Source organism: Candidatus Micropelagos thuwalensis (genome assembly GCF_000469155.1).
Taxonomy (GTDB): Bacteria; Pseudomonadota; Alphaproteobacteria; order RS24; family RS24; genus Micropelagius; species Micropelagius thuwalensis.
Window position 1 is genome coordinate 261,263 of sequence record NZ_AWXE01000004.1, and the last position, 23,341, is coordinate 284,603.

21 protein-coding genes are annotated in these 23,341 nt (G+C 48.4%); 5 read left to right on the forward strand and 16 right to left on the reverse strand.

Translation table 11 applies throughout. The annotated features are described in order from the left end of the window. Positions 1–9: 9 nt before the first annotated feature. The 3 genes from glyS to RS24_RS05915 form a co-directional block, all read right to left on the reverse strand. Entirely contained in the window at positions 10–2,091 is a 2,082-nt protein-coding gene (gene glyS / locus RS24_RS05905; RefSeq protein WP_021777282.1) for a glycine--tRNA ligase subunit beta, read from the reverse strand. Beyond that, positions 2,084–2,959, reverse strand: a complete 876-nt coding sequence (locus RS24_RS05910; RefSeq protein WP_021777283.1) for a glycine--tRNA ligase subunit alpha — start codon at positions 2,957–2,959, stop codon at positions 2,084–2,086. Before RS24_RS05910 ends, glyS begins: the two co-directional genes overlap by 8 nt. Positions 2,960–3,034: 75 nt before the next feature. Further along, on the reverse strand, positions 3,035–3,817 hold the full coding sequence (locus RS24_RS05915) for a tRNA1(Val) (adenine(37)-N6)-methyltransferase (RefSeq protein WP_021777284.1): 783 nt from the start codon (positions 3,815–3,817) through the stop codon (positions 3,035–3,037). A gap of 168 nt (positions 3,818–3,985) precedes the next feature. On the opposite strand from RS24_RS05915, the gene RS24_RS05920 reads away from it, so the two are divergent. Continuing rightward, positions 3,986–4,942 (forward strand): polyprenyl synthetase family protein, encoded by a 957-nt coding sequence (locus RS24_RS05920; protein WP_239642416.1) that lies wholly within the window; start codon positions 3,986–3,988, stop codon positions 4,940–4,942. Here RS24_RS05920 and RS24_RS05925 read toward each other — a convergent pair. The 3 genes from RS24_RS05925 to RS24_RS05935 are packed head-to-tail and all read right to left on the reverse strand — an operon-like array spanning position 4,939 to position 9,270. Beyond that, positions 4,939–5,838 carry a 4-(cytidine 5'-diphospho)-2-C-methyl-D-erythritol kinase gene (locus RS24_RS05925; RefSeq protein ID WP_021777286.1) on the reverse strand — a complete coding sequence of 300 codons (900 nt, stop codon included), beginning with the start codon at positions 5,836–5,838 and terminating at the stop codon, positions 4,939–4,941. The two genes, RS24_RS05920 and RS24_RS05925, sit on opposite strands and share 4 nt — an antisense overlap. Positions 5,839–5,845: 7 nt before the next feature. Next, positions 5,846–7,585, reverse strand: a complete 1,740-nt coding sequence (locus RS24_RS09775; RefSeq protein ID WP_021777287.1) for a tetratricopeptide repeat protein — start codon at positions 7,583–7,585, stop codon at positions 5,846–5,848. A gap of 44 nt (positions 7,586–7,629) precedes the next feature. After that, the gene (locus tag RS24_RS05935) at positions 7,630–9,270 is read right to left on the reverse strand and encodes an electron transfer flavoprotein-ubiquinone oxidoreductase (protein WP_038300879.1); all 1,641 of its coding nucleotides are present in this window, start codon (positions 9,268–9,270) and stop codon (positions 7,630–7,632) included. Positions 9,271–9,645: 375 nt separating this feature from the next. Between RS24_RS05935 and RS24_RS05940 the strand changes: the two genes are divergently transcribed. After that, a complete protein-coding gene (locus RS24_RS05940) occupies positions 9,646–10,560 on the forward strand; it encodes a uracil-DNA glycosylase (RefSeq protein ID WP_081696270.1) in 915 nt (304 codons plus the stop codon). Continuing rightward, positions 10,560–12,353 (forward strand): lytic transglycosylase domain-containing protein, encoded by a 1,794-nt coding sequence (locus tag RS24_RS05945; RefSeq protein WP_021777290.1) that lies wholly within the window; start codon positions 10,560–10,562, stop codon positions 12,351–12,353. The genes RS24_RS05940 and RS24_RS05945 overlap by 1 nt, the downstream gene beginning before the upstream one ends. Here the strand turns inward: RS24_RS05945 and RS24_RS05950 are convergent. From RS24_RS05950 to RS24_RS05985, 8 genes are all read right to left on the reverse strand, one after another. Further along, positions 12,321–12,806 (reverse strand): F0F1 ATP synthase subunit B family protein, encoded by a 486-nt coding sequence (locus RS24_RS05950; RefSeq protein ID WP_021777291.1) that lies wholly within the window; start codon positions 12,804–12,806, stop codon positions 12,321–12,323. The genes RS24_RS05945 and RS24_RS05950 overlap by 33 nt on opposite strands. A 3-nt stretch (positions 12,807–12,809) precedes the next feature. Further along, complete coding sequence (locus RS24_RS05955; protein ID WP_021777292.1) at positions 12,810–13,301, reverse strand: F0F1 ATP synthase subunit B family protein; 492 nt, start codon at positions 13,299–13,301, stop codon at positions 12,810–12,812. 22 nt (positions 13,302–13,323) lie between these two features. After that, on the reverse strand, positions 13,324–13,551 hold the full coding sequence (locus RS24_RS05960; protein ID WP_008519639.1) for a F0F1 ATP synthase subunit C: 228 nt from the start codon (positions 13,549–13,551) through the stop codon (positions 13,324–13,326). Positions 13,552–13,594: 43 nt separating this feature from the next. Continuing rightward, the gene (locus RS24_RS05965; protein ID WP_038300882.1) at positions 13,595–14,332 is read right to left on the reverse strand and encodes a F0F1 ATP synthase subunit A; all 738 of its coding nucleotides are present in this window, start codon (positions 14,330–14,332) and stop codon (positions 13,595–13,597) included. Positions 14,333–14,480: 148 nt separating this feature from the next. After that, positions 14,481–14,888 carry an AtpZ/AtpI family protein gene (locus tag RS24_RS05970; protein ID WP_051295603.1) on the reverse strand — a complete coding sequence of 136 codons (408 nt, stop codon included), beginning with the start codon at positions 14,886–14,888 and terminating at the stop codon, positions 14,481–14,483. Positions 14,889–15,041: 153 nt separating this feature from the next. Continuing rightward, on the reverse strand, positions 15,042–18,566 hold the full coding sequence (locus RS24_RS05975; RefSeq protein WP_021777295.1) for an AAA family ATPase: 3,525 nt from the start codon (positions 18,564–18,566) through the stop codon (positions 15,042–15,044). Beyond that, complete coding sequence (locus RS24_RS05980; RefSeq protein WP_021777296.1) at positions 18,563–19,327, reverse strand: DsbA family protein; 765 nt, start codon at positions 19,325–19,327, stop codon at positions 18,563–18,565. Before RS24_RS05980 ends, RS24_RS05975 begins: the two co-directional genes overlap by 4 nt. A gap of 160 nt (positions 19,328–19,487) precedes the next feature. Then, a complete protein-coding gene (locus RS24_RS05985) occupies positions 19,488–19,994 on the reverse strand; it encodes a DUF721 domain-containing protein (RefSeq protein WP_021777297.1) in 507 nt (168 codons plus the stop codon). A gap of 27 nt (positions 19,995–20,021) precedes the next feature. Between RS24_RS05985 and mutY the strand changes: the two genes are divergently transcribed. Together mutY and RS24_RS05995 are read left to right on the forward strand one after the other, a co-directional pair. Continuing rightward, positions 20,022–21,095, forward strand: coding sequence for an A/G-specific adenine glycosylase (gene mutY, locus RS24_RS05990; RefSeq protein WP_021777298.1), 1,074 nt, complete (start codon positions 20,022–20,024; stop codon positions 21,093–21,095). Positions 21,096–21,149: 54 nt separating this feature from the next. Continuing rightward, a complete protein-coding gene (locus RS24_RS05995) occupies positions 21,150–21,437 on the forward strand; it encodes a hypothetical protein (protein WP_021777299.1) in 288 nt (95 codons plus the stop codon). Between the two features lie 83 nt (positions 21,438–21,520). Here the strand turns inward: RS24_RS05995 and RS24_RS06000 are convergent, their stop codons facing one another. Next, positions 21,521–22,633, reverse strand: coding sequence for a site-specific DNA-methyltransferase (locus tag RS24_RS06000; protein ID WP_038300888.1), 1,113 nt, complete (start codon positions 22,631–22,633; stop codon positions 21,521–21,523). Between the two features lie 98 nt (positions 22,634–22,731). Further along, a complete protein-coding gene (locus tag RS24_RS06005) occupies positions 22,732–23,292 on the reverse strand; it encodes a ribonuclease HII (RefSeq protein WP_038300778.1) in 561 nt (186 codons plus the stop codon). Positions 23,293–23,341: the final 49 nt, after the last annotated feature.

Here is a 23,341-nt window from a genome sequence, read left to right on the forward strand (position 1 = left end):
AAAAAGCATCTACTCGATTAAACTAAAATCAGCAGCGCTATCCATAGCAATAATGAGTTTGTTTATCAAAGCCAGGCGATTCTGGCGAATTTTTTCATTTTCATCCTGCACAAGTACATGATCGAAAAAGATATCAACAGGTTCACGAAGAGCCGCAAGGCTTTCAAGATTGTTTGTATAATCATCGACGGAAACGATCTCAGCCATCTGCAGGCTGTTCAACGCCGCGAAGAAAACTTTTTCTGCATCACTCACGAAAAGTGACTCGTCAATCCGTGCGATATCAGCAGGTGATTTTTTAAGAATACCGCGCACACGTCGATAGGCCGCCAGCAAATTCGTGCCATTTTCGGAGGCCAGGAATTTTTTTAGCGCCTCCGCCATAAGCGACAATACATATATATCGTCCCGATAAGCCTGCACTGAAACTGCAAGCACTGAGTCGACAATATCGGGGCGAATGTCTTTTTTATCGCGAAGATAAATTTTCAAACGTTCAATGTAGAACAGCCGTAGTTTTTCTGCTGCTGAACTATTTTCCAATGACGCCGGATAATTCTGCATGGCGGCATTAATAAATCCGTCAAGATTAAGCCGCCGTCCCCCTTCAATGAGCATCCGGATAATACCTAAAGACGCGCGCCTCAGAGCATACGGGTCTTTCGAACCTGTCGGCAGCTCATCAATTAACCAGAACCCTGCCAACGTATCCATCTTATCTGCCATGGCAACCAGCCGCCCTTCAGACGTCGCAGGTATCGCATCATTAGGACCGAGAGGTTTATAATGATCACGGATAGCATTTCCAACTTTGTCATCACCCAATTGAAGAGCAGCGTAATAACCGCCCATTATGCCTTGTAATTCGGGAAACTCGTAAACCATGCCCGTCACGAGGTCTGCTTTACAAAGAGCCGCTGCCTGATTTGTCACCTCTGATGACGCATTTTGAGACAGGTCCTCAAAACTGAAACCGGATTCAATATCGGCTAAATAAGCCACGAGTTTTTCAATGCGGTCTGTTTTATCACTGACCGTGCCGAGTTTGGCATGAAAGGTCACCTTATCTAAGTCAGGCTTACGAGCGGATAAATCTGTTTTCCTATCTTCATCCCAGAAGAAGCGGGCATCCGAAAGCCGCGCACGCAAAACGCGCTCATTACCCGCAATAATCTTCGCGCCATTATCAGCAGTTTCTATATTGGCAATGGTGATAAAGCGGGGCGCAAGTTGACCGCTCTTATCGCGCAAAGCAAGATATTTCTGATGTGTTCGCATGACAGAGACCAGCACTTCCTCAGGCACGTCCATAAACGCATCATCAATCCGTCCCATAAGGGGCACCGGCCATTCTACAAGTCCGGCAACTTCAGCCAACAGGCCAGCATCATCTACCAGAACCAGATCTTCGGCAGTTGCCAGATCTTCTGCTTTTTCCAGAATCACTGCCTCACGTTTTGCCTTATCGGCAATCACATAGGCTTGTTCAAGCTTTGACAAATAATCATCAGCTTTATCAATCTTCAATGCATCCGGCGCCATGAACCTATGTCCGAACGTCGTGCTACCAGCTTCAATGCCATCAACCGCGCAGGAAAGAACTTTGCCATTAAACATGCATAAAAGAGCCCTTAAGGGACGTACCCAACGCAGAGTGCCATCCCCCCAACGCATTGATTTTGGCCAGTTGAAACCGCGCAAAAGTTCTGGAACAAAATCATCCAGCGCAGCGCTGAAATTTCGACCAGGTATCACTTCTTCAATGATGTAAAACGACCCTTTCGGGTCTTCCCGGACGCTTAAGCCGTCCGTGCTTGTTAACCCATTGGCTTTGAGAAAACCTTCAATCGCCTTTTCAGGCGCATCAACACGTGGGCCTTTTTTTTCTTCTCTCTGCTCAGCGAGTTCGACAGGCAAATTGCGCCCTAGTAAAGCCAATCTTTGTGGGGCGCAGAAGGTTTCAAGGGCCACGTCTTCTATGCCGTTGGATTTAAGAAAATCAGCAACCTTTTTTTGTAAATCAGCCGCCGCCGGAGCTTGCATACCAGAAGGAATTTCTTCGGAGTAAAATTCGAGAATCAAATCAGTCATTATTTGACTCGTCTTTATGCAACCAAGTTTCAGCACAGATTTTTGCCAGCGCACGAACCCGCCCTATAAAGGCCTGACGTTCAGTTACCGAAATGACTCCGCGTGCGTCCAGAAGATTGAAATTGTGACTGGCTTTCATACATTGATCATAAGCAGGCAGAGCGAGACCTCTTGCGGCAAGTTGGCGGCACTCAGCCTCCGCATCCTCAAAATGTCGTAAAAGAATATCCGTATTAGCGGCTTCGAAATTATAATGCGAAAACTCTACTTCATTACGATGAAATACATCTCCATAGGTCACACCCTTGCCGTTAAAATCAAGTTCATAGCCATTATCAACGCCCTGCACATACATGGCGAGCCTTTCAAGACCATAAGTCAATTCTCCCGAGACAATATCAACATCAATACCGCCAACTTGCTGGAAATAGGTAAATTGAGAGACTTCCATGCCATCGCACCAGACCTCCCAGCCCAGCCCCCATGCGCCCAGTGTCGGGCTTTCCCAGTCATCTTCGACAAAGCGAATATCATGGGCCTTTGAGTCAATGCCCAGCACGTCAAGACTATCAAGATAAAGTTGCTGAATATTATCGGGGGACGGCTTTAGAATAACCTGAAACTGGTAGTAATGCTGAAAGCGATTAGGGTTTTCACCATAACGACCGTCTGTCGGGCGGCGGGAGGGCTGTACATAAGCCACATTCCACGGCTCGGGTCCCAAAGCGCGGAGCACTGTGGCAGGATGGAATGTCCCCGCACCCATTTCCATATCATAGGGCTGTAAAATCACGCATCCTTGATCCGCCCAGTAACGTTGTAAGTTCAGGATAAGATCTTGAAAAGAATGTTTTACGTCATTTGCCATGGGCTCAAAGCGTTCCTTGAATTGAAGCGAAACTATCCACTCAGGACATGAATTGCAATCCTAATGGATTAAAATCTATTGGAAATCAAACCTTTTCTGCAGACTCCCGCCTTCACGCAAAATATGTTCTACCTCTTCAGTATAGTGGTTATTTTTGTGCGTCACGAGAGGGGGTAATAAACTCAATTTACCTTTTGAGTCTCGGGTGGCACGGATAATCACACGGCTAGCCGGCTCATCCGACGCGGCAGAAATTGGTAAAATATCAATACCTCCAAAATTAGGTGATAAAGCAGATAACAGCCTGTTCAGTGCATCAGATCTGTAAATTAACGTCAACTGTCCACCGCCGGTAAGGCAGGTGGCTGCACGTTTGATCCATATATCCAAGTCAGTTTGGTCGCTAACATGCGCCAATGCCTTGCTCTTATCTGGCGGCGCAAAACTTTTATCTTTCTCAAAATAGGGCGGGTTAGCAAAGACATGATGAAAACCCGATGGCTGGATATGGATCCAATCAGAAAACTTAGCCGTAATATCTTGAAGAAAAAATTCCGGTTTTGGAGTCATACCATTCATATCGGCGTTTTTCTGGGCCATATCGATGAGTTTTGACTGGATATCAATGCCTGTGATGGCAGGGGTAATGCCCTCTCCGGCCAATCTTTTGGCAAGGCACAAAGATGCAACGCCAACGCCGCATCCAAATTCGAGGCATTTTTCACCATTTTGCGCTTTCACTGCCGCAGCAAGCAAAACAGCATCAGAGCCGCTGCGAAAGCCTTTTTCTGGTTGATAGGCCTTTACTTGCCCACCCAAAAATTGGTCACAAGTGGCTTGCAATAAATTAGTCGACATATTGTTGCCCCGCTTTATAACCCCAAGGAGACGGGATGAGGCACTTGAAACTTCATCCCTAGGCTGATTTAATCCGCCAACATTAATATATCATGATTGAAAAGCGATAAGTTTATGGACAGTGTTGTTTTTTTTGAAAATTTTAAACATCAAGACGTCTTAAGCGATATGCTATCTGCTTTTCAAAAAGAGATGCAATCGGTTGACCAGACCATCAGAAACAAAATTGTTTCCGATGTCGCAACCGTCCCCGATATCGGCAATCACATTTTCAGATCCGGCGGCAAAAGGCTAAGACCTTTGCTGACTCTTGCCTCAGCACGGCTGACAGAATATTCCGGCAAAAACCACATAATTCTCGCCGCTGCAGTTGAGCTCATGCACACAGCCACGCTTTTACATGATGATGTGGTTGATGAAAGTGATATGCGCCGTGGGCGCCAAACGGCTCGTATGGGGTGGGGAAATGCCGCAAGTGTTCTGGTCGGTGATTATCTGCTAGGTCAGGCTTTTCGCTTAATGGTTTCCACCGGCTCTTTACCAGCATTGAAAGTACTCTCAGATGCCGCCGCCATCATCGCAGAGGGCGAAGTACTGCAACTGAGTATTATGAATAATCTTGATACAACGGAAGATGCGTATATGCGCGTTGTGGACTCCAAAACGGCGGCTCTATTCTCGGCCTCAACGGAAGTCGGCGCATTAATCGGTAATCAGGGTCATTCCGAAACAGCGGCGCTCGCATCATATGGAAGAAATCTTGGTATTGCCTTTCAACTTGTAGACGATGTTCTGGATTATGGGCAAACTTCCGATATCGGCAAAAATGCTGGTGATGATTTCAGAGAGGGTAAAATCACCCTGCCAATTATTCTGGCCTACCGCAGAGGCAATGATACAGAAAGAGAATTTTGGAAACGCACCATTGAAGCCCGCGACCAGAAAGAAGACGATTTCGAAAAAGCTTGCGATCTTTTTACTAAATATAAAACGCTTGAGGACACCCGCGATAGAGCAGCCCATTATGGCAGCATTGCCATAGATGCTCTAGTCACATTCCGGGAAACCGAGACCCGTCAGCAAATGCTGGATGTTATAAATTTCTGCATTTCACGCGCTTACTAATCAGTTTTAAGAGCTGTAGCTTCAACCCAGTAGTCAGGAAATAATTTCTTAAGCTGCTCTTTAGCATGACGCGCAGAGACCTCGTCTTTGAACAGACCGAAACATGTACTTCCACTGCCCGTCATTGCAGATATATCCGCGCCAGTGTTACTTATCGCATCGAGAACCAACCCAATAGACGGGGCAATTTCCATTGCAGGTGACAAAAGATCATTACCAGTATTTTGCAGATAGTTATAAAGCGCTTCATATGTGGTTAAGTCAGGCAGCTTTTCGTTTGGCGTGTTCCTTTTATCTGCGTCTATCTTCGATGTGTTCAACTTGCGGAAAATCTCTGCAGTAGATAGATGTACACCCGGATTTACAAGCACACAAAACAAAATCGGTAGCGAGGCGATTTTTGTGACGTGCTCACCGCGTCCGGACATCCTACAAGGCGCGTTCATCAAGCATGCGGGAATGTCTGATCCGATATTTGCACCCAAAGTCATTAAAGCTTCCATTGACCAATCGAGTTTCCAGAAGCTATTCAGCAAGCGTAAACATGCCGCAGCGTCTGCCGATCCACCGCCCAATCCAGCACCAAGCGGAACCGACTTGGTCAATTGCAACGCGGCACCCATGGATGTACCACTCTCCTGCTGGAGTGCCGTGGCAGCTTTCAAAACAAAATCATCAGACTCATGCACAAATGAGTCCTTCAGGTCTGACGCAAATGCGCCCTCATAGCTAAGCGTTAATTCATCTGAGGACGAAACGGACAACTCATCACCTAGCACAGCAAATGTGACCAGACTATCAAGCGCGTGATACCCGTCGGCCATTTTCCCCAAAACAGAAAGATTGAGATTAATTTTTGCGTTTGCCGTATTCGAAAATAAGAAGCTATCGGTCATTCAAATATCAGATTGCAGGGCCGGGTCCGGCGGCGTCTTCAATGACGCCATAATCGATTTTTTCTTCGATTTCTTTTTGCTTTGTCGCATCATCCTCAAGAGATAAAGCACGACGCCATTGATAACGTGCCTCAATCTGGCGACCTGATTGCCACAAAGCATCGCCCAAATGATCTATAATTTCAGGGTCATCAGGTTCCAACTCGGTTGCTTTCTCTAAAAACTGTACCGCCGCCCCAAAATCTTTCATCCGATAAAACGCCCAACCCAGACTATCAACGAAGAAACCGTTACGTGGTTCTTGCGCCACCGCTTTCTTAATCATCTCCAAGCCTTGATAGAGATTTATGCCATTATCTATCCAGCTGTAACCAAGATAATTAAGAACAAAAGGCTGGTTACCTGAAAGCCGTCTTGCTTTCAACAAATCTGCTTCAGCTTCATCCCATCTATCTTGTTGCTCCAGCGTTATGCCACGATAGAAATAAAGCTCCCAATTTGAGTCATTGTCTTCCTCAAGTTGATCAATCAGCTTGTTATATATTAATTCGGCCTTGGCCATTTGTTCATCGCGACGATAAAAATCCGCCAGAGTTTGCAAGGTAAATGAATAGTTTTCTTTTTCAACAAAGGTCTCAAGCAAGGACTGTGCTTCAGCTTTACGACCTAGGTTTTCCAAAATTCTAGCTTCGGACAGTCGCGCAAAAGTCAAAGATATTGATTGCGCCTTTACGTCACCATAAATATCTAACGCCCGGCTTTCATCCCCCATTCCCGTTAATAACTCACCAATCACAACACGAGCTTTGTCAGATGTGCGATCCAGCCAGAGTGCCTGATGAAGATAAGGGAGAGTAATTTCAGCCGGCAACTCACCGCTAAAAATCACGCCTAACTCCATCAGCCCCATAGATAACCCCTCAGCTGGAGACATCTTTGCGCGTTTACTGGGTGTTTCTACGACCCGATAAGCATCAAGCGTATAGGGTGTTTTGTCTTTTTGCGGGAGATGGTTTTCAAGAAGCATCATGGCTTCATCGCCCCTACCTTGACTGACGAGAAAGCTCATATAATCAGAGAAGAAACTACTCCCCTTCATCGCATTTTTCTGTATGACAGCGATAAATAAATCATTTGCGGCCATGTTATCGCCTAAGGCTTCATAAAGTCGGGCAATGTTCCAGCTAGCGAGCGTATCTAATGTTTTGAGGTCAAGTAGGGCTTCAGCATGAGCCCGGGCGCGGTCATCATCTCCTTGTCCATAGGCAGACCACATCAAAAACATATTTTTCACGAAAACCGAAAACGGGTCATCCCGCGTCTGCCGGATAATGGCTTCCGCTTCAACATAATTTCTATCTTTAAACTTCTCTACCGCCAGAATCAATCTTGCTTGTTGAACATCTTGCTTTAGGTCGATCAAGCGGGGCGCGATACCTGAAGCTTTGGTCATTTCTCCGGCAGACATATAAAGACTAAATAGCTTTTCTAGTAAGGCAGGGTCGTCAGGATTTACGCTCTGCGCCACCTCATAATATTTAATGGCCGAAGACAAATCCTTTTGCTCATACGCAAAACTCCCTGCCAGAATATGCCCTGTCAAAGACGGGCCGATATCTTGTAAAATCTTTACAGACCGCGCGCGCAAAAACGGCATTACAACAAGCATTGCAAAGATGACGACACCCAGAATGACAGGCATCAAAAAGCGCAGTTTTGTCAAAAGAGATAATTTTTGACCTGACATGATTTTTTTAGGCTCTCCGCTTTAACGCTCCAAAGGGAAGCGTATTACATATTCGGATAGTTTGGCCCCCCGCCACCCTCTGGCACGACCCAATTAATGTTCTGAGACGGACATTTAATATCACATGTTTTACAATGCACACAATTCTGAGCATTAATCTGCAGGCGCGGTGCTTCACCAGCTTCCTCTCCGACAATTTCATATACGCCGGCAGGGCAATAACGTTGTGCTGGTTCGGCAAAATCAGGAAGGTTGACCTCAACAGGAACACGCGCATCTTTGAGCGTCAAATGTGCGGGTTGGTCTTCCTCATGATTGGTCGCTGATAGAAACACTGAGGACAATTTATCAAAAGCGACAATGTTATCCGGCTTAGGATAATCAATCGGCTTACTAGCGGATGCCTTTTTAAGTGCGGCATGGTCTGGTTTGCCGTGGCTCAGCGTGTAGGGCAGACCGATTCTGAGTGTCTGCATCCACATTTCAAAACCACCCAAAATCGTACCAAGGAATGTCCCGAATTTAGACAGAAGTGGCTTCACATTTCTGACAAGTTTCAGCTCTTTTTTAATATCCGAAGCATCATAAGCATCTTGATACGCGGTCAATTCATCCTGTGAACGCCCGGCAGTAATGGCCTCAAAAGCAGCGTCTGCCGCCATCATCCCACTTTCCATTGCGTTGTGACTGCCTTTAATACGTGGCACATTCACAAATCCCGCCGCACAGCCCAATAAGGCACCACCCGGAAATACAAGTTTTGGAACGGACTGATAGCCGCCTTCTGTAATTGCGCGTGCGCCATATGAAACACGCTTACCGCCTTCTAGTGTCTCACGAATGGCTGGATGCATTTTGAAGCGTTGGAATTCATCGTAAGGCGACAAATAAGGGTTCTGATAGTTCAGATGTGTCACAAAACCGATAGAGACATAATTATCGCCAAAGTGATAAAGAAACGAACCGCCCCCGGTTTTATTATCAAGCGGCCAACCCAGCGTATGTTGGACATAGCCAGATTTAAACTTCTCAGGCGCTACCTGCCATAATTCTTTTATGCCAATGCCATATTTTTGATGGTCGGCATCTTTATCTAATTCAAAATGGGAAATCGTAGCCTTTGACAAAGACCCTCGGACACCCTCTGCCAGAAGTGTATATTTGGCGTGAAGTTCCATACCCGGCATCCAGCCATCTTTCTTGCCGCCTTCTTTGGAAACACCCATATCGCCAGTGGCGACACCGCGAACTGCGCCATTATCATCAAACAGTAATTGAGCAGCAGCAAAGCCAGGGTATATCTCAACGCCAAGTGCTTCTGCCTGTTCGCCGAGCCAGCGTGTGACGTTACCGAGACTGGCAATATAATTGCCGTGATTTTTCATCAGGGGTGGTAGCATCATATTCGGCAGAGGCAATGCACCGGCGTGACCGAGCCATAAAAAGCGATCGCTTGTCACGGGTGTTTCAAGAGGCGCCCTGCGCTCTTTCCAATCACTGAATAATTTATTCATGCCACGCGGGTCAATGACAGCACCGGACAGAATATGCGCACCGACTTCTGAGCCTTTTTCAAGCACACAAACCGAAATATCGTTACCCGCTTCTTCGGCAAGTTGCTTCAAACGTATAGCCGCCGATAGACCTGCTGGGCCTGCACCAACAATAACAACATCATACTCCATACCTTCACGTTCTTCCGGCGCAAGCGCCCAGCCCTGAAGGGTGTTAACCTCATTTACCGGTAAGTCTGACAACGGCCTCTCCTTTACACATGCTCCCAAAGCTTCTCAGCACCGGAATATGTATTAGCTAAAGTAATTATTACATACTATTTTATGACGAATCAGGCGGATTGCAAATCACATTGACTATACTTCTTGTCATGTGCGACCTATTGTCTAAAGCGTGATGTCGTGTATGAAAATGAAATAATCCTCTAAAATATATGTTTTAAACGACTGACGAACAAATCTATATTATAAAACTGTTTAGGTAGCGATTTGGATAAACTCACCGTGACAGAAACACAACAGACACATATCAGTCATGCTGATTATATGGCACTGGTTCGTGCGTTAGAATTCCAGATAGATGCCGGGGTAAACGTGTTTCTTGAGGCCGAGCCGGTGAACCGGTTTGATCATCAACCATCAACAGAAACAGTTGAGCCCAACCTCCAATCCAATTCTCCAATAACACCACCATCAGACTCTGCTCCGGTTTTTGAACCTCAAGGTCAAAACGATGACAAGCCATTATATGAACTACCAGAGCCACGCCCTGTCGCACCTGCCGTCCTTCGCAAAAATACGACAGAAGCCGGAGATATTTCGGCGGCAGAAAGTGCCGCTTTACGAGCCGACACTCTCGAGGCGTTAAAGCAAGCCATGGAAGCTTTCGAAGGGTGCGCGCTGAAACGGGCAGCTAAAAATACTGTATTTGCGGATGGTAATCCTGCAGCCAAAATCATGTTGGTGGGTGAAGCTCCTGGGCGTGATGAAGACCGCGAGGGCAAACCCTTTATCGGGCGCAGTGGTAAATTACTGGATAAAATGTTCGCAGCAATCGGACTTGACCGTAACGACATCTATATAACCAACCTCGTGCCGTGGCGTCCGACCGGAAACAGAACCCCGACACCTGACGAGACAGCTTTATGCCGACCATTTCTGTTACGTCATATCGAATTGGTACAACCGGATATTCTCGTTCTCGTTGGCGGTGTTTCTGCAAAAGAAATGCTCGATAGCTCACTTGGCATCACAAAATTGCGCGGCACATGGCAAGATCTCAACATTAAAGGCCGCGATATTCCTGCTTTGCCGATTTTACATCCGGCCTATCTGCTAAGAAACCCAGCACGCAAAGCTGAGACTTGGCAAGATTTATGCAGTCTTCAAAAAAAGCTTTCACATTCCCCCCCTGCACACGCAGCAAATAATTCAGCTAACCATATTGGCGGTACAGACTGATGCGTCTCTTCCTCTCCGTTATTTTTCTATGTTTATTGCTTTTGGGCATCGGCGCACCTGCTGAAGCCCGGACTCTCGGCCCGCCTGAGCCGCGACCCGCTTATCAACCACCGCCCAAACAGCCAGACCACGAACTCTATAAAAGAATTTTCGAATTACAGGAAAGAGCGCAATGGGCATCTGCTGACAGACTCATCAGAGAACTTGATGACACAACTTTGCTCGGGCATGTTTATCGCTTGAGATACATGCACCCGACGGCTTATCGCTCCAAATGGTCGGAATTGCGTGACTGGCTAAAAAAATATGCTGACCACCCAGGGGCATGGCAGGTTTATCATCTCGCCAAGAAACGCCGCCCAAAAGGGGCGCGGATGCCAAAACCGCCCCCCGCACGAATTTATAACCAAACTTACGCCTCATCCATGCCAACAGTGAGGACTTTTTACAAACGAAGTACGCAACGCATCCGGCGTGAGGTAAACCGTCTGACTTATCGCGAACGCCCGACACAAGCTTTACGATATATCTCTAAAAGATCTGTGGATCGGCAACTCTCCGCCGCAGAGACAGATTTGTTACGCTCTAAAATTTCCCGCTCATATTTTATTGAAGGTAAACCGTCAAAAGCGTTGGAAATCGCACAACTCGCAACACGAAGCCGTCATGTTGTCACCCTGTCTGACTGGCATGCAGGTCTGGCGGCATGGCGTCTCAATAAATTCGATGTTGCTGTAACGCACTTCACTTATCTGTCTGAAAATGAAAATGCCAAAGACCGTCATCGAGCCGCTGCCTCGGTCTGGGCTGCCCGCAGCTACCTAGCCTTAAACAAAAACCCTGAAGCCACCCTAATGCTTGAAGAAGCTGTCAAATATGGCCGTAATGATTTCTATGGCCTTCTGGCCTATCGTCGCTTGAACGGGCCAGTTGCTTTCTCTTGGACACAAACCAGTCTGCAAGAGTCTGAAACCATAGAAAACCTTGATGCCGTCCAACGCGCGCTCAAACTTCTCGAAGCTGACCAGCAAGAACTTACTGAGCTTGAATTACTCAATATAAGAAACCGACTAACCCGGCCGCAACAAAAGGCTTTGCTTGAGCTTGCAATAAACCTCAAGCTTTCAGCCGTTGAACTCGCCATGACAGAAATACTTGAATATGGCAATGAACGTACGCCTCATGTGCTTCCGGAAGGCTATTATCCAATCCATGACTATATGCCATCTGCAGATTACATAGTTGATAAAGCGCTTGTATTCGCCCTTATCCGTCAAGAAAGCCGCTTTAAAGCGCGGGCCAAATCTCGGGTTGGCGCGCGCGGACTGATGCAAATTATGCCCTCTACTGCAGCTTTTATGACCGGAGACAGAAAATACCGATATAAATCCGGACGGGATCGACTCTATGATATTTCTGTGAATCTCGACATTGGTCAATCTCTACTATTCAAACTACTTGGCGAGAAGAGCATGGAAAATAATCTGATTAAGGTGCTTGCCTCTTATAACGCCGGATCAGGGAAAGTGAAAAGGTGGTCACGAGAAATAGGCCGACCTGATGACCCACTTTTATTTATGGAAAGCATGAGTGCGCCAGAAACGCGGCTATATGTTCAAAAGGTTATGGCAAATCTCTGGATTTACAGAGACAGGCTCAATCAATCCAGCCCGAGTCTTGATGAACTTGCCTCTGGGGAATGGCCGATATATCGCAGCCAACCAGACATGCAGATCGAAACAAAAAACAGGCAAAACAGATCAGTTAAGATGACTGCTGACGTTTTTAATTGAACTATCGAGAATTTTATCAGCGGTCTCAGTGGTCAAATTTTCACTGATAAGCTTACCAGCCGCTGAGATAGCGAGCTCTGCGGCGACCGCTCGAATTTCTTGAGAAAGTTGTGCCTCTGCTTGCCCGATTTTATCTTCAGCCTGACGAGTTTTTCTTTCCAGTCTGGCTTGTAATGCAGTTTTGGCATCTTCTGCCATTTTTTCAGAGTCCAACTTTGCCTGTTCAATCATGGCGCGGGACTCTTCCTCAGCCTTTTTGGCACGCTGACGGTAGCTTTTCAGCAAGGCTTGCGCCTCATCCCGAAGACTTTGAGCCTGCTCAAGTTCCTCTCGGATTTTATCAGCGCGGTCATCAAGCATGGATGCGACTCGCCCCGGCAATCCAAGTTTTAAAAACCCAAGAATGACTAGAGCAAAAGAAAGAGCAACAAAAAAGGAAGCGTCAAAACTCATGTATTATCTCCGGTTGTTCATTTCTTCTGAAACGGCTTTTTTAACGGCATCCTCGTTAACGTCCTGACCTATGGTCATTTGGACAATCTCAGCAACAACGGCTTCAGCCGTCTCTTGAATACCTGTCAGTGCCGCTTCACGCGACGCCTGAATCCGCGCCTCAGCCTCGGCGGCTTGAGCTGAGAGTTTCCCCTCAAGCTCTGCTTCCTGCTTGGCCAGTTCTGCCGCGGTTGCGTCCCGGACTTCCTGGATAATCTCGCCAGCCTTGACTCTCGCTTCTGCGAGCGCCGTTTCATAATCAGCTATAGCCTGTTCAGCTTCTTTCCGATAGGTTTCTGCTTGACTTAAGTCATCATCTAACCTGTCCTGTCGTGCTTTGATAACGCCACCGATTTTAGGCAAGGCAAAACGACCCAGCAAGAAATACAGGGCGACGAAGCTGATGAACAACCAGACAAGTTGCGGCGCAAAGGATGCCGGATCGAGCTGAGGCATTTACGTCTCTCTGTTAGTTAGCTTAAACAACAAACAGCAGAATAAGGGCAACGATAAGACCAAAAAGGCCTGTCGCTTCTGCCAGAGCAAAGCCGAGAAGAAGATTCGGGAACTGGCTTTGTGCTGCTGAAGGATTACGAAGGGCGCCGGCAAGATAGTTACCAAAAATCGTACCGATTGAAATACCTGCACCTGCAAGGGCAATACATGCAATGCCTGCGCCGATATATTTTGCTGCTTCTGCTTCCATAGTTTCTCTCCATTTATGTGCCCAGCTGGGCGGTTGGTTAAAGTTAGTGATCTAAATGAATGGCATCATTTAAGTAAATGCAGGTCAAAATCGTAAAGACATAAGCCTGCAAAAAGGCAATAAGAAATTCCAGTCCTGTAAAGGCGACCATCATGGCAACAGGCGCAATCGCACCGGCAGACATCACCCCCCCGGCAGACAGGAACGCGACCGCAAAACCGCCAAAAACTTTTAACATTGTGTGTCCTGCCATCATATTGGCAAACAGACGCACCGACAGGCTGACTGGGCGGGTTAGATATGAGATAAGCTCAATCACCACCAAAAGAGGCAAGAGCGCCACAGGTATGCCCGATGGCACAAACAGCTTAAGGAAACCTATGCCATGACGGATAAAGCCGACACCTGTAACAAGTAAAAACACAGCAGAGGCCAGTGCAAATGTAACAATCAAATGGCTCGTGACTGTGAAGGAATAAGGGATCATGCCAAGCATGTTACAAAACAGCACAAATACAAAAAGCGTGAAGACAAAAGGAAAATATTTCATGCCTTCCTTACCCGCATTATCTCTGATCATATTGGCAACAAATTCGTAAGTCAGTTCACCAAAAGACTGCAATCTGCCCGGAACAAGCGATGGGTTACGGGCAGAAAATATAAACAAAAGAGATGCTGCACTAATAGCAATCATCATCCAGAGAGATGAGTTGGTAAAGGACACGTCAATCCCCGCCACTGGTGGCAGTTCATATAGCGCATGAACCTCGAACTGGTGCATGGGATCCACATTGAATCCGCCGGCATCTTGCCCATGTACCTCACCGTGAGATTTAGAAGCCAATTTACACTCCATATCTTGAGGACTTATCAACCAGTGGTATTACCTGTCTGGAGATATGTCCGAAAACAATCTCTCTGAACTGATTTTAAGAGCCGTCAGAAAACTCTCCAGTATGTTTTTTTGTTTCTGTTGTTACTTGCGTTTTAACATCAGAAACAGGAGTGTCATCAACTCCTAAAACCTGTCTCATGTCACGGGCTGTCCGCAACATATTCACAACACCTGCTATCATACCCAATAGTAGCATGACCAGCAAAAAAATCGGTTTGGTTGATAACCATTTATCCAACCACCAACCAATAAATCCACCAACCAGAATACCAACAACCAATTCCATGGAAAGCCGGTATGCCATTCCGATAGCTGAACCTCGACCACGTGTTTCCGTTTCCGAGATTTGCGGTTTTCGTGCCTGACTTACGCGCTCTTGGAGACTTGAGAGAACCTCAGAGTCAAAACCGGTTTCCAAATCAGTTTCAGAGATCTTATGCATCTCCCTCTGCGTGTCATGGGGGACGTTAGATTTTACTGATTTATCGGCTTTGTCGTGACGGCTCAAAATGCTCCCTCAAAGCGGGTAAGAAACACCCAAACTTGCGCGCACAGTATCCCCAGCAGAAACGCCTGTCAACCCACCAGCAAGTCACTAACCCATTGATTTCATTTCATCTTTATTTTGATCCGATGACAAATCTCGACCGGTTTCAGCAAATTGCTCTGCCGTCGCCAAATCAACTGAAATTAGCTGACTTACACCACGCTCCTGCATCGTAACACCAAACAGACGGTTCACCCGCGCCATGGTCAAGGCATGGTGTGTAATAATCAAAAATCGTGTGTCGGATGTCTCGGCAATATTCGTCAACATATTGCAAAAGCGCTCAACATTCGCATCATCCAGCGGCGCGTCAACCTCATCAAGAACACAAATGGGGGATGGATTGGTCAAAAACACGGCAAAAATAAGCGACATCGCTGTTAATGCCTGTTCACCACCAGACAATAATGACATGACCTGAGGTTTTTTACCCGGCGGATGGGCGATAATTTCTAAACCAGCTTCCAACGGGTCATCAGACTCCGTTAATTTCAGTTCAGCAGTTCCACCACCAAAGAGTTGCGTGAACAATTTGGCGAAGTGACCATTAACTGTTTCAAATGCTGCCAGCAGGCGTTCCCGTCCTTCGCGGTTTAATTGACCAATTCCGTAGCGCAATTTGTTAATTGCCTGAGATAAATCATCACGCTCCGTCTGAATCTCGTTAATTTGTGCTTCGACTTCTTCAGCCTCTTCCTCTGCCCGCAGATTAACACCCCCAAGACTTTCTCTTTCGCGGCGATAGCGTTCGAGTTTTGCTTCAATCTCTTCAATTTCGGGAAACTTTTTCTCTGGATCAAAATTGGCAATAGCGAGTGCATCTTCCGGCGCACAATGAAGCGTGTCTTTTATATGTTGTCCGATTTCTTCCAGCCGTTCTTTTGCCGCTGTTGTTTTCGCCTCCAACGCAGCACGGGTTTCACGGACTTCCGAAAGCGCAGATTGTGCGGCACGATGGTGCTTATCAGCTTCCGCAAGGCGTTTCTCTGCTTCTGCAAGCGTATCAGCCGCCTGTTTACGATTGGTTTCGGCAAGATTAATCTGTTCGACCAATGCGGAACTCCGTTCGGCAAGTATTTGCGGAATACTCTCTGCCTCTTGTTTTTCTTGCTCTGTCTGGGTTTGACGCGCCTTCAAGCTTTCAATTTGCTGGCGTGAGTTTTCTAACCTGCTTTGCCAGCTATCAATGTCTTGTAGTAAACGCTTTAACCTGTTCTCGCGTTCATTTCTCTCTCGCACGAGATTTTCACGCTCGGCACGGTCCTGTTCATAGATGCTCCGCGCCTCCCCAACCAACTCTTGATGGGTGGACTGCTCGGATGTGAGAGCATCCCCACCATCGACCAAAGCCTGAAGGTCTGCTTCACTTGCTTTAATCATATCCGCAAGCTCATCAATATCAGATGTCATGCGCTGACATGCTTCTTCAATCGCAGCAAGACGAGAAATTTGTTTTTCAGCACCCGTTTCCACTTCAGACAGCTCTTCACGCGCCTCGGTCAATTTCATTTGAATTTGCTTGAGTTGCGCGCGGCAATTATTATCAACTTCAGTGGCATCGCGAACCTTAGATTTAGCAGTCTGCGCCGCTTCATCTGTCGCATGAGCGTTGGTTTCTGCCATTGCGATTTCAGACGTAAGGGCATCAAGACGATTCATTTGCGCAAGTCTCTGTGCAGCAGGTGTTTTCGCATCTGCCGTAGCGCAAAACCCGTCCCAGCGCCACAAATCACCTTCAAGACTGACCAGTCTTTGACCGGCTGAGAGATGTTTTTGTAATGCCGCACCCTTTGAGCGATCGACAAGCCCGACAAGAGATAAGCTCCGACCCAAAACATTCGATCCGTGTACAAATCCCGACAATGATGTCGCACCATCGGGCAAAGATGGAGGCTCAGAGAAAGGCGGCAAGGCCAACCAGTGCGCGGCAGCTTCAGCGTCAGAAGGGGCGTTCAAATCATCACCAAAAGCCGCACCCAGCGCTGCCTCATACCCTGTTTCAACTTTAAGGGTTTCAATCAAGCCCGGCGTGTCTGCATCCTCTGACGCGCTCAAAATGGCTTGCAAAGCTGATTGCTCACCCAGCAAACGCTCTAGAACCGCATGCGCCTGGCGCGACGGCTCAGCACATGTCTCCGCTTGCTTGTTGCAGGCTGCCAACTGGTCATGTGCACTCTGCACGGACTCGGCAGCTTTTTTATAATCCTCAGACAACGCGCTGATGGTTGTTTTTAATTCCTGACGCCGTGTTTCCGAGAGACCTTCCTCAAGCAAGGTATCACGTTCTTGTTCCAGTCGCGTGCGTTCTTCTTCAATGCGGGTATGCTTCTTTCGATTGTTTTCTAGCGCCGCCGTTATATCGGTCTTTCTGGCCTGATGCGCAGCGAGTTTTCGAATTATCGCATTGAGATCATTTTCTGCTTCGGCGAGGCGTTTTTGTGACGCATCACATTTTTCCTGAGCAGCTTTTTCAGCGGCGCGCACAGCTTTACCCGACGCGCCGGCATTTTTCTCCCGCAGGATTTCTTTTTCTTCCGTTATTTGCTTAAGCTGATTTTCAGCGTCCTTCAGAACATCTTGTTCGCGGCGCGCATCTTCCTGAATGGTTTCAATTTGCGCAGAAAGGCGGCTCACGGTCTCTGCTGCACGTTGTGCTTCGTTTTCCAGCCCGTCCTGTTCAATCGTCAGGCGGCGATAAATAGCGGCGCACTCGGCTTCCTTTTCACGTAAAGGCGGCAAGGCTTCTTGCGACGCAAGTTGTTCGGTACTGGCACCCGCAGAGTCACGCGTTAGGGACGCAACCGACTCCTCTGCAGCGGCAAGGGCATTTTCAGCCTCTGTTGCAGCATCCAACGCCTGTTGCCACCGCAAATGAAGTGCCAGAGCCTCGACTTCTTTAATCTGTCCCGACAGGTTTTTATATCGTGTTGCTTGCCTGACCTGCCGCTTCAAAGCACGCAGATTATTGTGCAGATTTTCCAAAGTATCATCGACTTTTTCGAGATTGCTTTCCGCACCCCTTAGCCGCAATTCAGCATCATGGCGACGTGTATGCAGACCAGATATGCCTGCCGCTTCTTCAAGGATTTTACGGCGCGCTTCTGGCTTAGCATTAATCAGTTCACCAATCTGCCCCTGTCTGACCAATGCAGGAGAACGCGCACCAGTCGACGCATCGGCAAAAAGAAGTTGAACATCTTTGGCCCTGACATCGCGCCCATTAATGCGATAGGCCGAACCGGCATCGCGTTCAATACGGCGGGTGACTTCGACATTTTCTTCATCATTAAATTCAGGCGGGGCTGTTTTGTCCTTATTGTCGAGCAATAAGGAGACTTCTGCATTATTGCGAGACGGACGCCCCGTCGTGCCAGAAAAGATCACATCCTCCATACCCGCACCCCGCATAGATTTATATGAAGTTTCCCCCATTACCCAGCGTAAGGCTTCAAGCAGATTAGACTTGCCGCACCCATTCGGCCCGACAACCCCTGTCAGACCTGGAAGGATTTGCAAATCGACCGGATCAAGAAAGGATTTAAATCCGGATAGCCGCAGGCGATCAAATTTCATAGACCGGAACTTTCTTTTTCTTCAGGGGCTTCAATGCCCATTTTTTTCAGTTTTTTGTCGAGTAATTTTTTGAATGCCTCAAAACCGATATTGCCAGCAACTTTCTCACCATTAACAAAAAATGTCGGGGTGGACTGTACGCCCAGCTCGTCCTTGGCGGCATTATACATGCTCCGCACGGCTGTCAGATTAGCTTCGCTTTGAAGACACATCACAAAATTTTCACCACTCATCCCAGCTTGCTTAGCATAAGCCCGTAAGCTGTTGAGGGGGTCATCACTTCTCACCCATTGCAACTGCCGCTTGAAAAGTGTTTCGAGAAAGGCCAATCGCGCTTGCGGGATAGCACATTGCACCAGCATCGCGCCTGTCATGGCATAAGGATCCAACGGGAATGGTCGGAAGTTAAATTGCACAAGCCCTGTATCGACATATTGCTTTTTCAAGTCTGGCAGGACTTCCGTATGAAACGCCGCGCAATGACCGCAAGTCAGGGACGCATATTCATATATCTTAATCGGGGCGTTCGCATCCCCGATTGAAATCTCACCCAACGGATTAGGCGTTTCAAGAGCCCCACCTGATTTTACTTTAATGACCTGCGTATCGGCGGATGACATTTGCACATCATCAGCAGCTTCATCATTCATGGCTTCAGCGGGTGCCGTTTGCTCTGCATCCATATCAGTCAGAATTGAAACCAGCACGAACAGACCGACCAGCATGGCGATTGAGGTAAGAATAAGGTTTAACTGCTTCATTTTTTGCTTTCGTTTATGAACCTAGATTATGAACTTCCAATATGTCGTATGCCGGAAGCTTCCGAATCACATTTGTTTATAATTATAGCCTTATGGTGGGCACAAGCCGAATCTGTAAACCGCGATTAAGAGCAAGCGTTAACGCAAGCTGTGGACAATTTTATCCCTTATCCCGACGCATCAGCAGAGCGAGAGAGGCCAATGCGCGCTTCAAACGGGGTGTATCAATCTCGTCGAAATCATCCGCGAGGGCTGAAATTTCTTCATCTTTAATTGGTGGCGGGCTCAGCGGCGAGGGTGTTACTGTCACAGGCCCTTGAACAATATTGAGCCGAGCAATCGCGGCATATCCATAATAGATGTTAAGACGATCAATAATCTGCGGCGCAAGATGCTGGATTTCCAGTGCAATTGCGCCTTCGGCTTTCACGGTCAGCACGCCGCCGGCTGTTTCCTCACCATCGCGCCCACTTTTACGACGCGATAAACGCACGGGCTGGCTCATCGCGGCAAGTTGAGGGCCGACAATCGCCGACCAGTTTTCCAGCATACGGCTATCGCTAAAGCCGCGCCGGTTCATGGTGCGTCCCGTAATGCGCCCCAGCACTTTAGACACATGCGGCGTGCCGGAACTACGGAGCGGGTTGCTGTCAAATTTATCGGTCATAATCTGTCTTCATGTTACAAGAAACCCATGTCCGAGCGCAAAAATAATCTGGCTGAAATGCACGCCGCCCAAAAACTCTTGGGCTGGTATGACCGCCACCGGCGTGTTTTGCCGTGGCGCGCCTTGCCGGGGGAAACACCAGACCCTTACCGCGTTTGGCTGTCCGAGATTATGCTCCAACAGACAACAGTTGTAACTGTAAAGCCCTATTATGAGAAGTTTCTGCAACTCTTCCCGACAATTCACGATCTGGCCGCCGCACCCGATGATGCGGTGATGACTGCGTGGGCGGGACTTGGTTATTACAGCCGCGCCCGCAATCTTTTAAAATGTGCGCGCACACTGGTCACCGCACATGACGGGGTCTTCCCGCAGTCGGAAAGCGCGCTCCTCACCCTGCCAGGCATTGGCCCTTATACGGCGGCGGCAATCGCGGCGATTGCCTTCAACCAACAGGCTGCACCTGTGGATGGCAATATTGAGCGTGTGCTGGCGCGGCTTTTGGCACTCACCACGCCGCTTCCCAAATTAAAAGCAGAAGTCAAAACCTATGCCACGCAATTTGTGGAAGCAGATGCGCCGAACAATCGCCCGGGAGACATCGCGCAGGCCATGATGGATCTTGGCGCAACGATATGCACTCCCAAGCGCCCGAATTGTTTGCTCTGCCCATGGCAAGAGGACTGCGCCGCCAAACTCCAAGGCATTGAAGAAACCCTACCGCGCCGCGCCCCCAAAAAGCCAAAGCCCGAACGCCGTGGCACGGTCTGGTGGCTTGAAAATAAAAAGGGGGAAGTGCTGATGTATCGCCGCCCCGAAAAGGGTTTGCTGGGCGGGATGATGATGTTGCCCTCTGCCGGATGGGACGCTGACAATGACAGCACGCTCACACATGCCTTACCGGATATCGAAACACAGAGCCTCCCCGGTGCGGTGGTGCATGTGTTCACACATTTCCGCCTGACCCTGAAGGTCGAACGCCTGACGGCACCGCCGCGCTTTAAGCCACCTGCCGCGCATATTTGGGTGCATCCTAAAGACTTCCCCGACACGGCCCTGCCCAGCGTGATGCGGAAAGTCGTCACGCATGTTTTGGGGTGAGGCCAAATTCTCACTCATATATCTAAATTTAACCAACTATCAGCAGTAAATTTTGTGAATTTGACAAATAGTGAAGAGCCTCCGAAAATTCAAAAAGAAGAGGTACCAACAACATCAAACAGTGATAAGGAAGGCTCTTTCAAAGAGCTGGAAGATAATAATCGCCATAAGACTACAATGTGGACCGAGACTTGGTTACGCAGGACGATGGTTGGACTTTGGATGATAGGCATAATAGTCTGCTTCTTTGCAGAAGTTTGTCTAATTTATCTTATGATAAAATACACCGTATATGTTGGCTCAGATAATGAGATTTTAGAAAAATTTATGGGATTAGCTTAGCAGACTGCGAGTAGCATTGCTGTTGGTGGTTTTATTCCAACAATTATTTTACTCCTTAGAAGACAAGGCGTGTCATAACCCCCTCACCCGTCGTGTAATTTCTCGCGCAGGGAGTTACGCAGGGTATCAATCGGCAGGAGCTTGTCGCCGTCCTTATAGTGCCAATAGGTCCAGCCGTTACACGCTTCCAGACCTTGTGCCGTCGCGCCGATTTTATGGATAGACCCCGTCGGCGCGTCTTTTGCAGTGCCGAGTTTCAAACTGCCATCGGCGCGGATACGCGCTTTTACTTTTCGGGCTGGGCCAAAAAGCTGTGCGCCGGGCTTGAGCATGCCGTTTTCAACCAGCGCGCCAAACGGCACACGCTTTTGCTGTTTCGCGCTTTGTGTCACCTGCAAGGACGTATCATCCAGCACGGTTTCGGCGGCAATGCGCTTGCGGGCAGCGGCGGCGTATTCCGCTTCGGCCTCAATGCCTACAAAATGCCGCCCCAGACGCTTCGCCATCGCGCCAGTTGTGCCGGTGCCGAAAAACGGATCCAGCACCACATCACCGGGATTACTGGAGGCCAGCAAAACGCGGTGCAACAGAGCTTCGGGTTTTTGCGTCGGATGCAATTTGTCACCCGCTTCACTCTTCAGACGTTCACCGCCATTGCATATCGGCAGCACCCAGTCGGAGCGCATCTGCAAATCATCATTCAGGGTTTTCATGGCGCGGTAATTAAAGGTGTAGCCCGTCGCGTCTTTATCGCGCGCCGCCCAGATAAGCGTCTCATGCGCGTTGGTAAAGCGCGTGCCTTTAAAATTCGGCATCGGATTGGATTTGCGCCAGATAATGTCATTCAGCACCCAAAAACCGATATCCTGCAAGGCCGTGCCGACACGAAAAATATTGTGATAAGAGCCAATAACCCACAGCGTCCCCGTCGGCTTCAACACACGGCGCGCCTCAGCCAGCCACGCACGGGTGAAAGCATCATAAGCGGCAAAGCTGTCAAACTTATCCCAGTCATCCGTCACCGCATCCACATGGCTTGTGTCAGGTCGGGTCAAATCGCCCTTAAGCTGGAGATTATAGGGCGGGTCAGCGAAAACGAGGTCAACACTCGCGCTCGGCAGACGCGACAGCGCTTCAAAGCAATCACCTTCAATAATGGTGTCTATGGGCAAGGTTTGGGCTTGTTTTTTGGTCATGACCGCACCATGTGTCATCCACGAGTCGCCGTCAATAGGTGATTGATTCCAATGGGTTAGAAAATTATGATTTATCCACAGCCGCCATATGGAGTCCCTCAGGCGGCGTCGGGACTCAATATCTTGCGTATTGGGGCAAAACTGCGCCGATGATGCGGCGTCACGCCCAGCCGCGCCAGACCCTCCTGATGCGTTTTGACACCATATCCCTTATTTCCTGCCCACCCATAACCGGGAAATTCAGCATCCAGCGCCACCATCATACGGTCACGGGTGACTTTCGCCACAATCGAAGCCGCCGCAATCGAGACCGAACGCGCATCCCCGCCAATGAGAAAGTCAGACGGCACATCCCATGCGGGCAGGCGGTTGCCATCCACCAGCGCAAAATCCGGCGTAAACGGCAAGGCTGAAACAGCACGTTGCATCGCCAACATACTCGCCTGTAAAATATTCAGCGTGTCAATTTCCCCAACCTCTGCAATACCGATACCGTGCGGTAGGGCGCAAATAGGCTCAAACAGCGCTTCGCGCTTTTTCTCAGAGAGTTTTTTGCTGTCATTCAGGCCAATAAGCCCCTGCGCCTCATAATCAGGGGGCAAATAAACCGCTGCAGCCACCACCGGCCCCGCCCATGGGCCGCGCCCGGCTTCATCAATCCCGACGACTTTTTTCTCAGGCCAGCCTCGCGCTGTTTCTGCCGCGATA

Bases quoted from the DNA above. Each gene is read 5' to 3' on its own strand.
- glyS (WP_021777282.1), bottom strand. From the start codon at position 2,091: ATGACTGATTTGATTCTCGAATTTTACTCCGAAGAAATTCCTTCTGGT.
- RS24_RS05910 (WP_021777283.1), bottom strand. From the start codon at position 2,959: ATGGCAAATGACGTAAAACATTCTTTTCAAGATCTTATCCTGAACTTA.
- RS24_RS05915 (WP_021777284.1), bottom strand. From the start codon at position 3,817: ATGTCGACTAATTTATTGCAAGCCACTTGTGACCAATTTTTGGGTGGG.
- RS24_RS05920 (WP_239642416.1), top strand. From the start codon at position 3,986: ATGCTATCTGCTTTTCAAAAAGAGATGCAATCGGTTGACCAGACCATC.
- RS24_RS05925 (WP_021777286.1), bottom strand. From the start codon at position 5,838: ATGACCGATAGCTTCTTATTTTCGAATACGGCAAACGCAAAAATTAAT.
- RS24_RS09775 (WP_021777287.1), bottom strand. From the start codon at position 7,585: ATGTCAGGTCAAAAATTATCTCTTTTGACAAAACTGCGCTTTTTGATG.
- RS24_RS05935 (WP_038300879.1), bottom strand. From the start codon at position 9,270: ATGGAGTATGATGTTGTTATTGTTGGTGCAGGCCCAGCAGGTCTATCG.
- RS24_RS05940 (WP_081696270.1), top strand. From the start codon at position 9,646: ATGGCACTGGTTCGTGCGTTAGAATTCCAGATAGATGCCGGGGTAAAC.
- RS24_RS05945 (WP_021777290.1), top strand. From the start codon at position 10,560: ATGCGTCTCTTCCTCTCCGTTATTTTTCTATGTTTATTGCTTTTGGGC.
- RS24_RS05950 (WP_021777291.1), bottom strand. From the start codon at position 12,806: ATGAGTTTTGACGCTTCCTTTTTTGTTGCTCTTTCTTTTGCTCTAGTC.
- RS24_RS05955 (WP_021777292.1), bottom strand. From the start codon at position 13,301: ATGCCTCAGCTCGATCCGGCATCCTTTGCGCCGCAACTTGTCTGGTTG.
- RS24_RS05960 (WP_008519639.1), bottom strand. From the start codon at position 13,551: ATGGAAGCAGAAGCAGCAAAATATATCGGCGCAGGCATTGCATGTATT.
- RS24_RS05965 (WP_038300882.1), bottom strand. From the start codon at position 14,332: ATGCACCAGTTCGAGGTTCATGCGCTATATGAACTGCCACCAGTGGCG.
- RS24_RS05970 (WP_051295603.1), bottom strand. From the start codon at position 14,888: ATGCATAAGATCTCTGAAACTGATTTGGAAACCGGTTTTGACTCTGAG.
- RS24_RS05975 (WP_021777295.1), bottom strand. From the start codon at position 18,566: ATGAAATTTGATCGCCTGCGGCTATCCGGATTTAAATCCTTTCTTGAT.
- RS24_RS05980 (WP_021777296.1), bottom strand. From the start codon at position 19,327: ATGAAGCAGTTAAACCTTATTCTTACCTCAATCGCCATGCTGGTCGGT.
- RS24_RS05985 (WP_021777297.1), bottom strand. From the start codon at position 19,994: ATGACCGATAAATTTGACAGCAACCCGCTCCGTAGTTCCGGCACGCCG.
- mutY (WP_021777298.1), top strand. From the start codon at position 20,022: ATGTCCGAGCGCAAAAATAATCTGGCTGAAATGCACGCCGCCCAAAAA.
- RS24_RS06000 (WP_038300888.1), bottom strand. From the start codon at position 22,633: ATGACCAAAAAACAAGCCCAAACCTTGCCCATAGACACCATTATTGAA.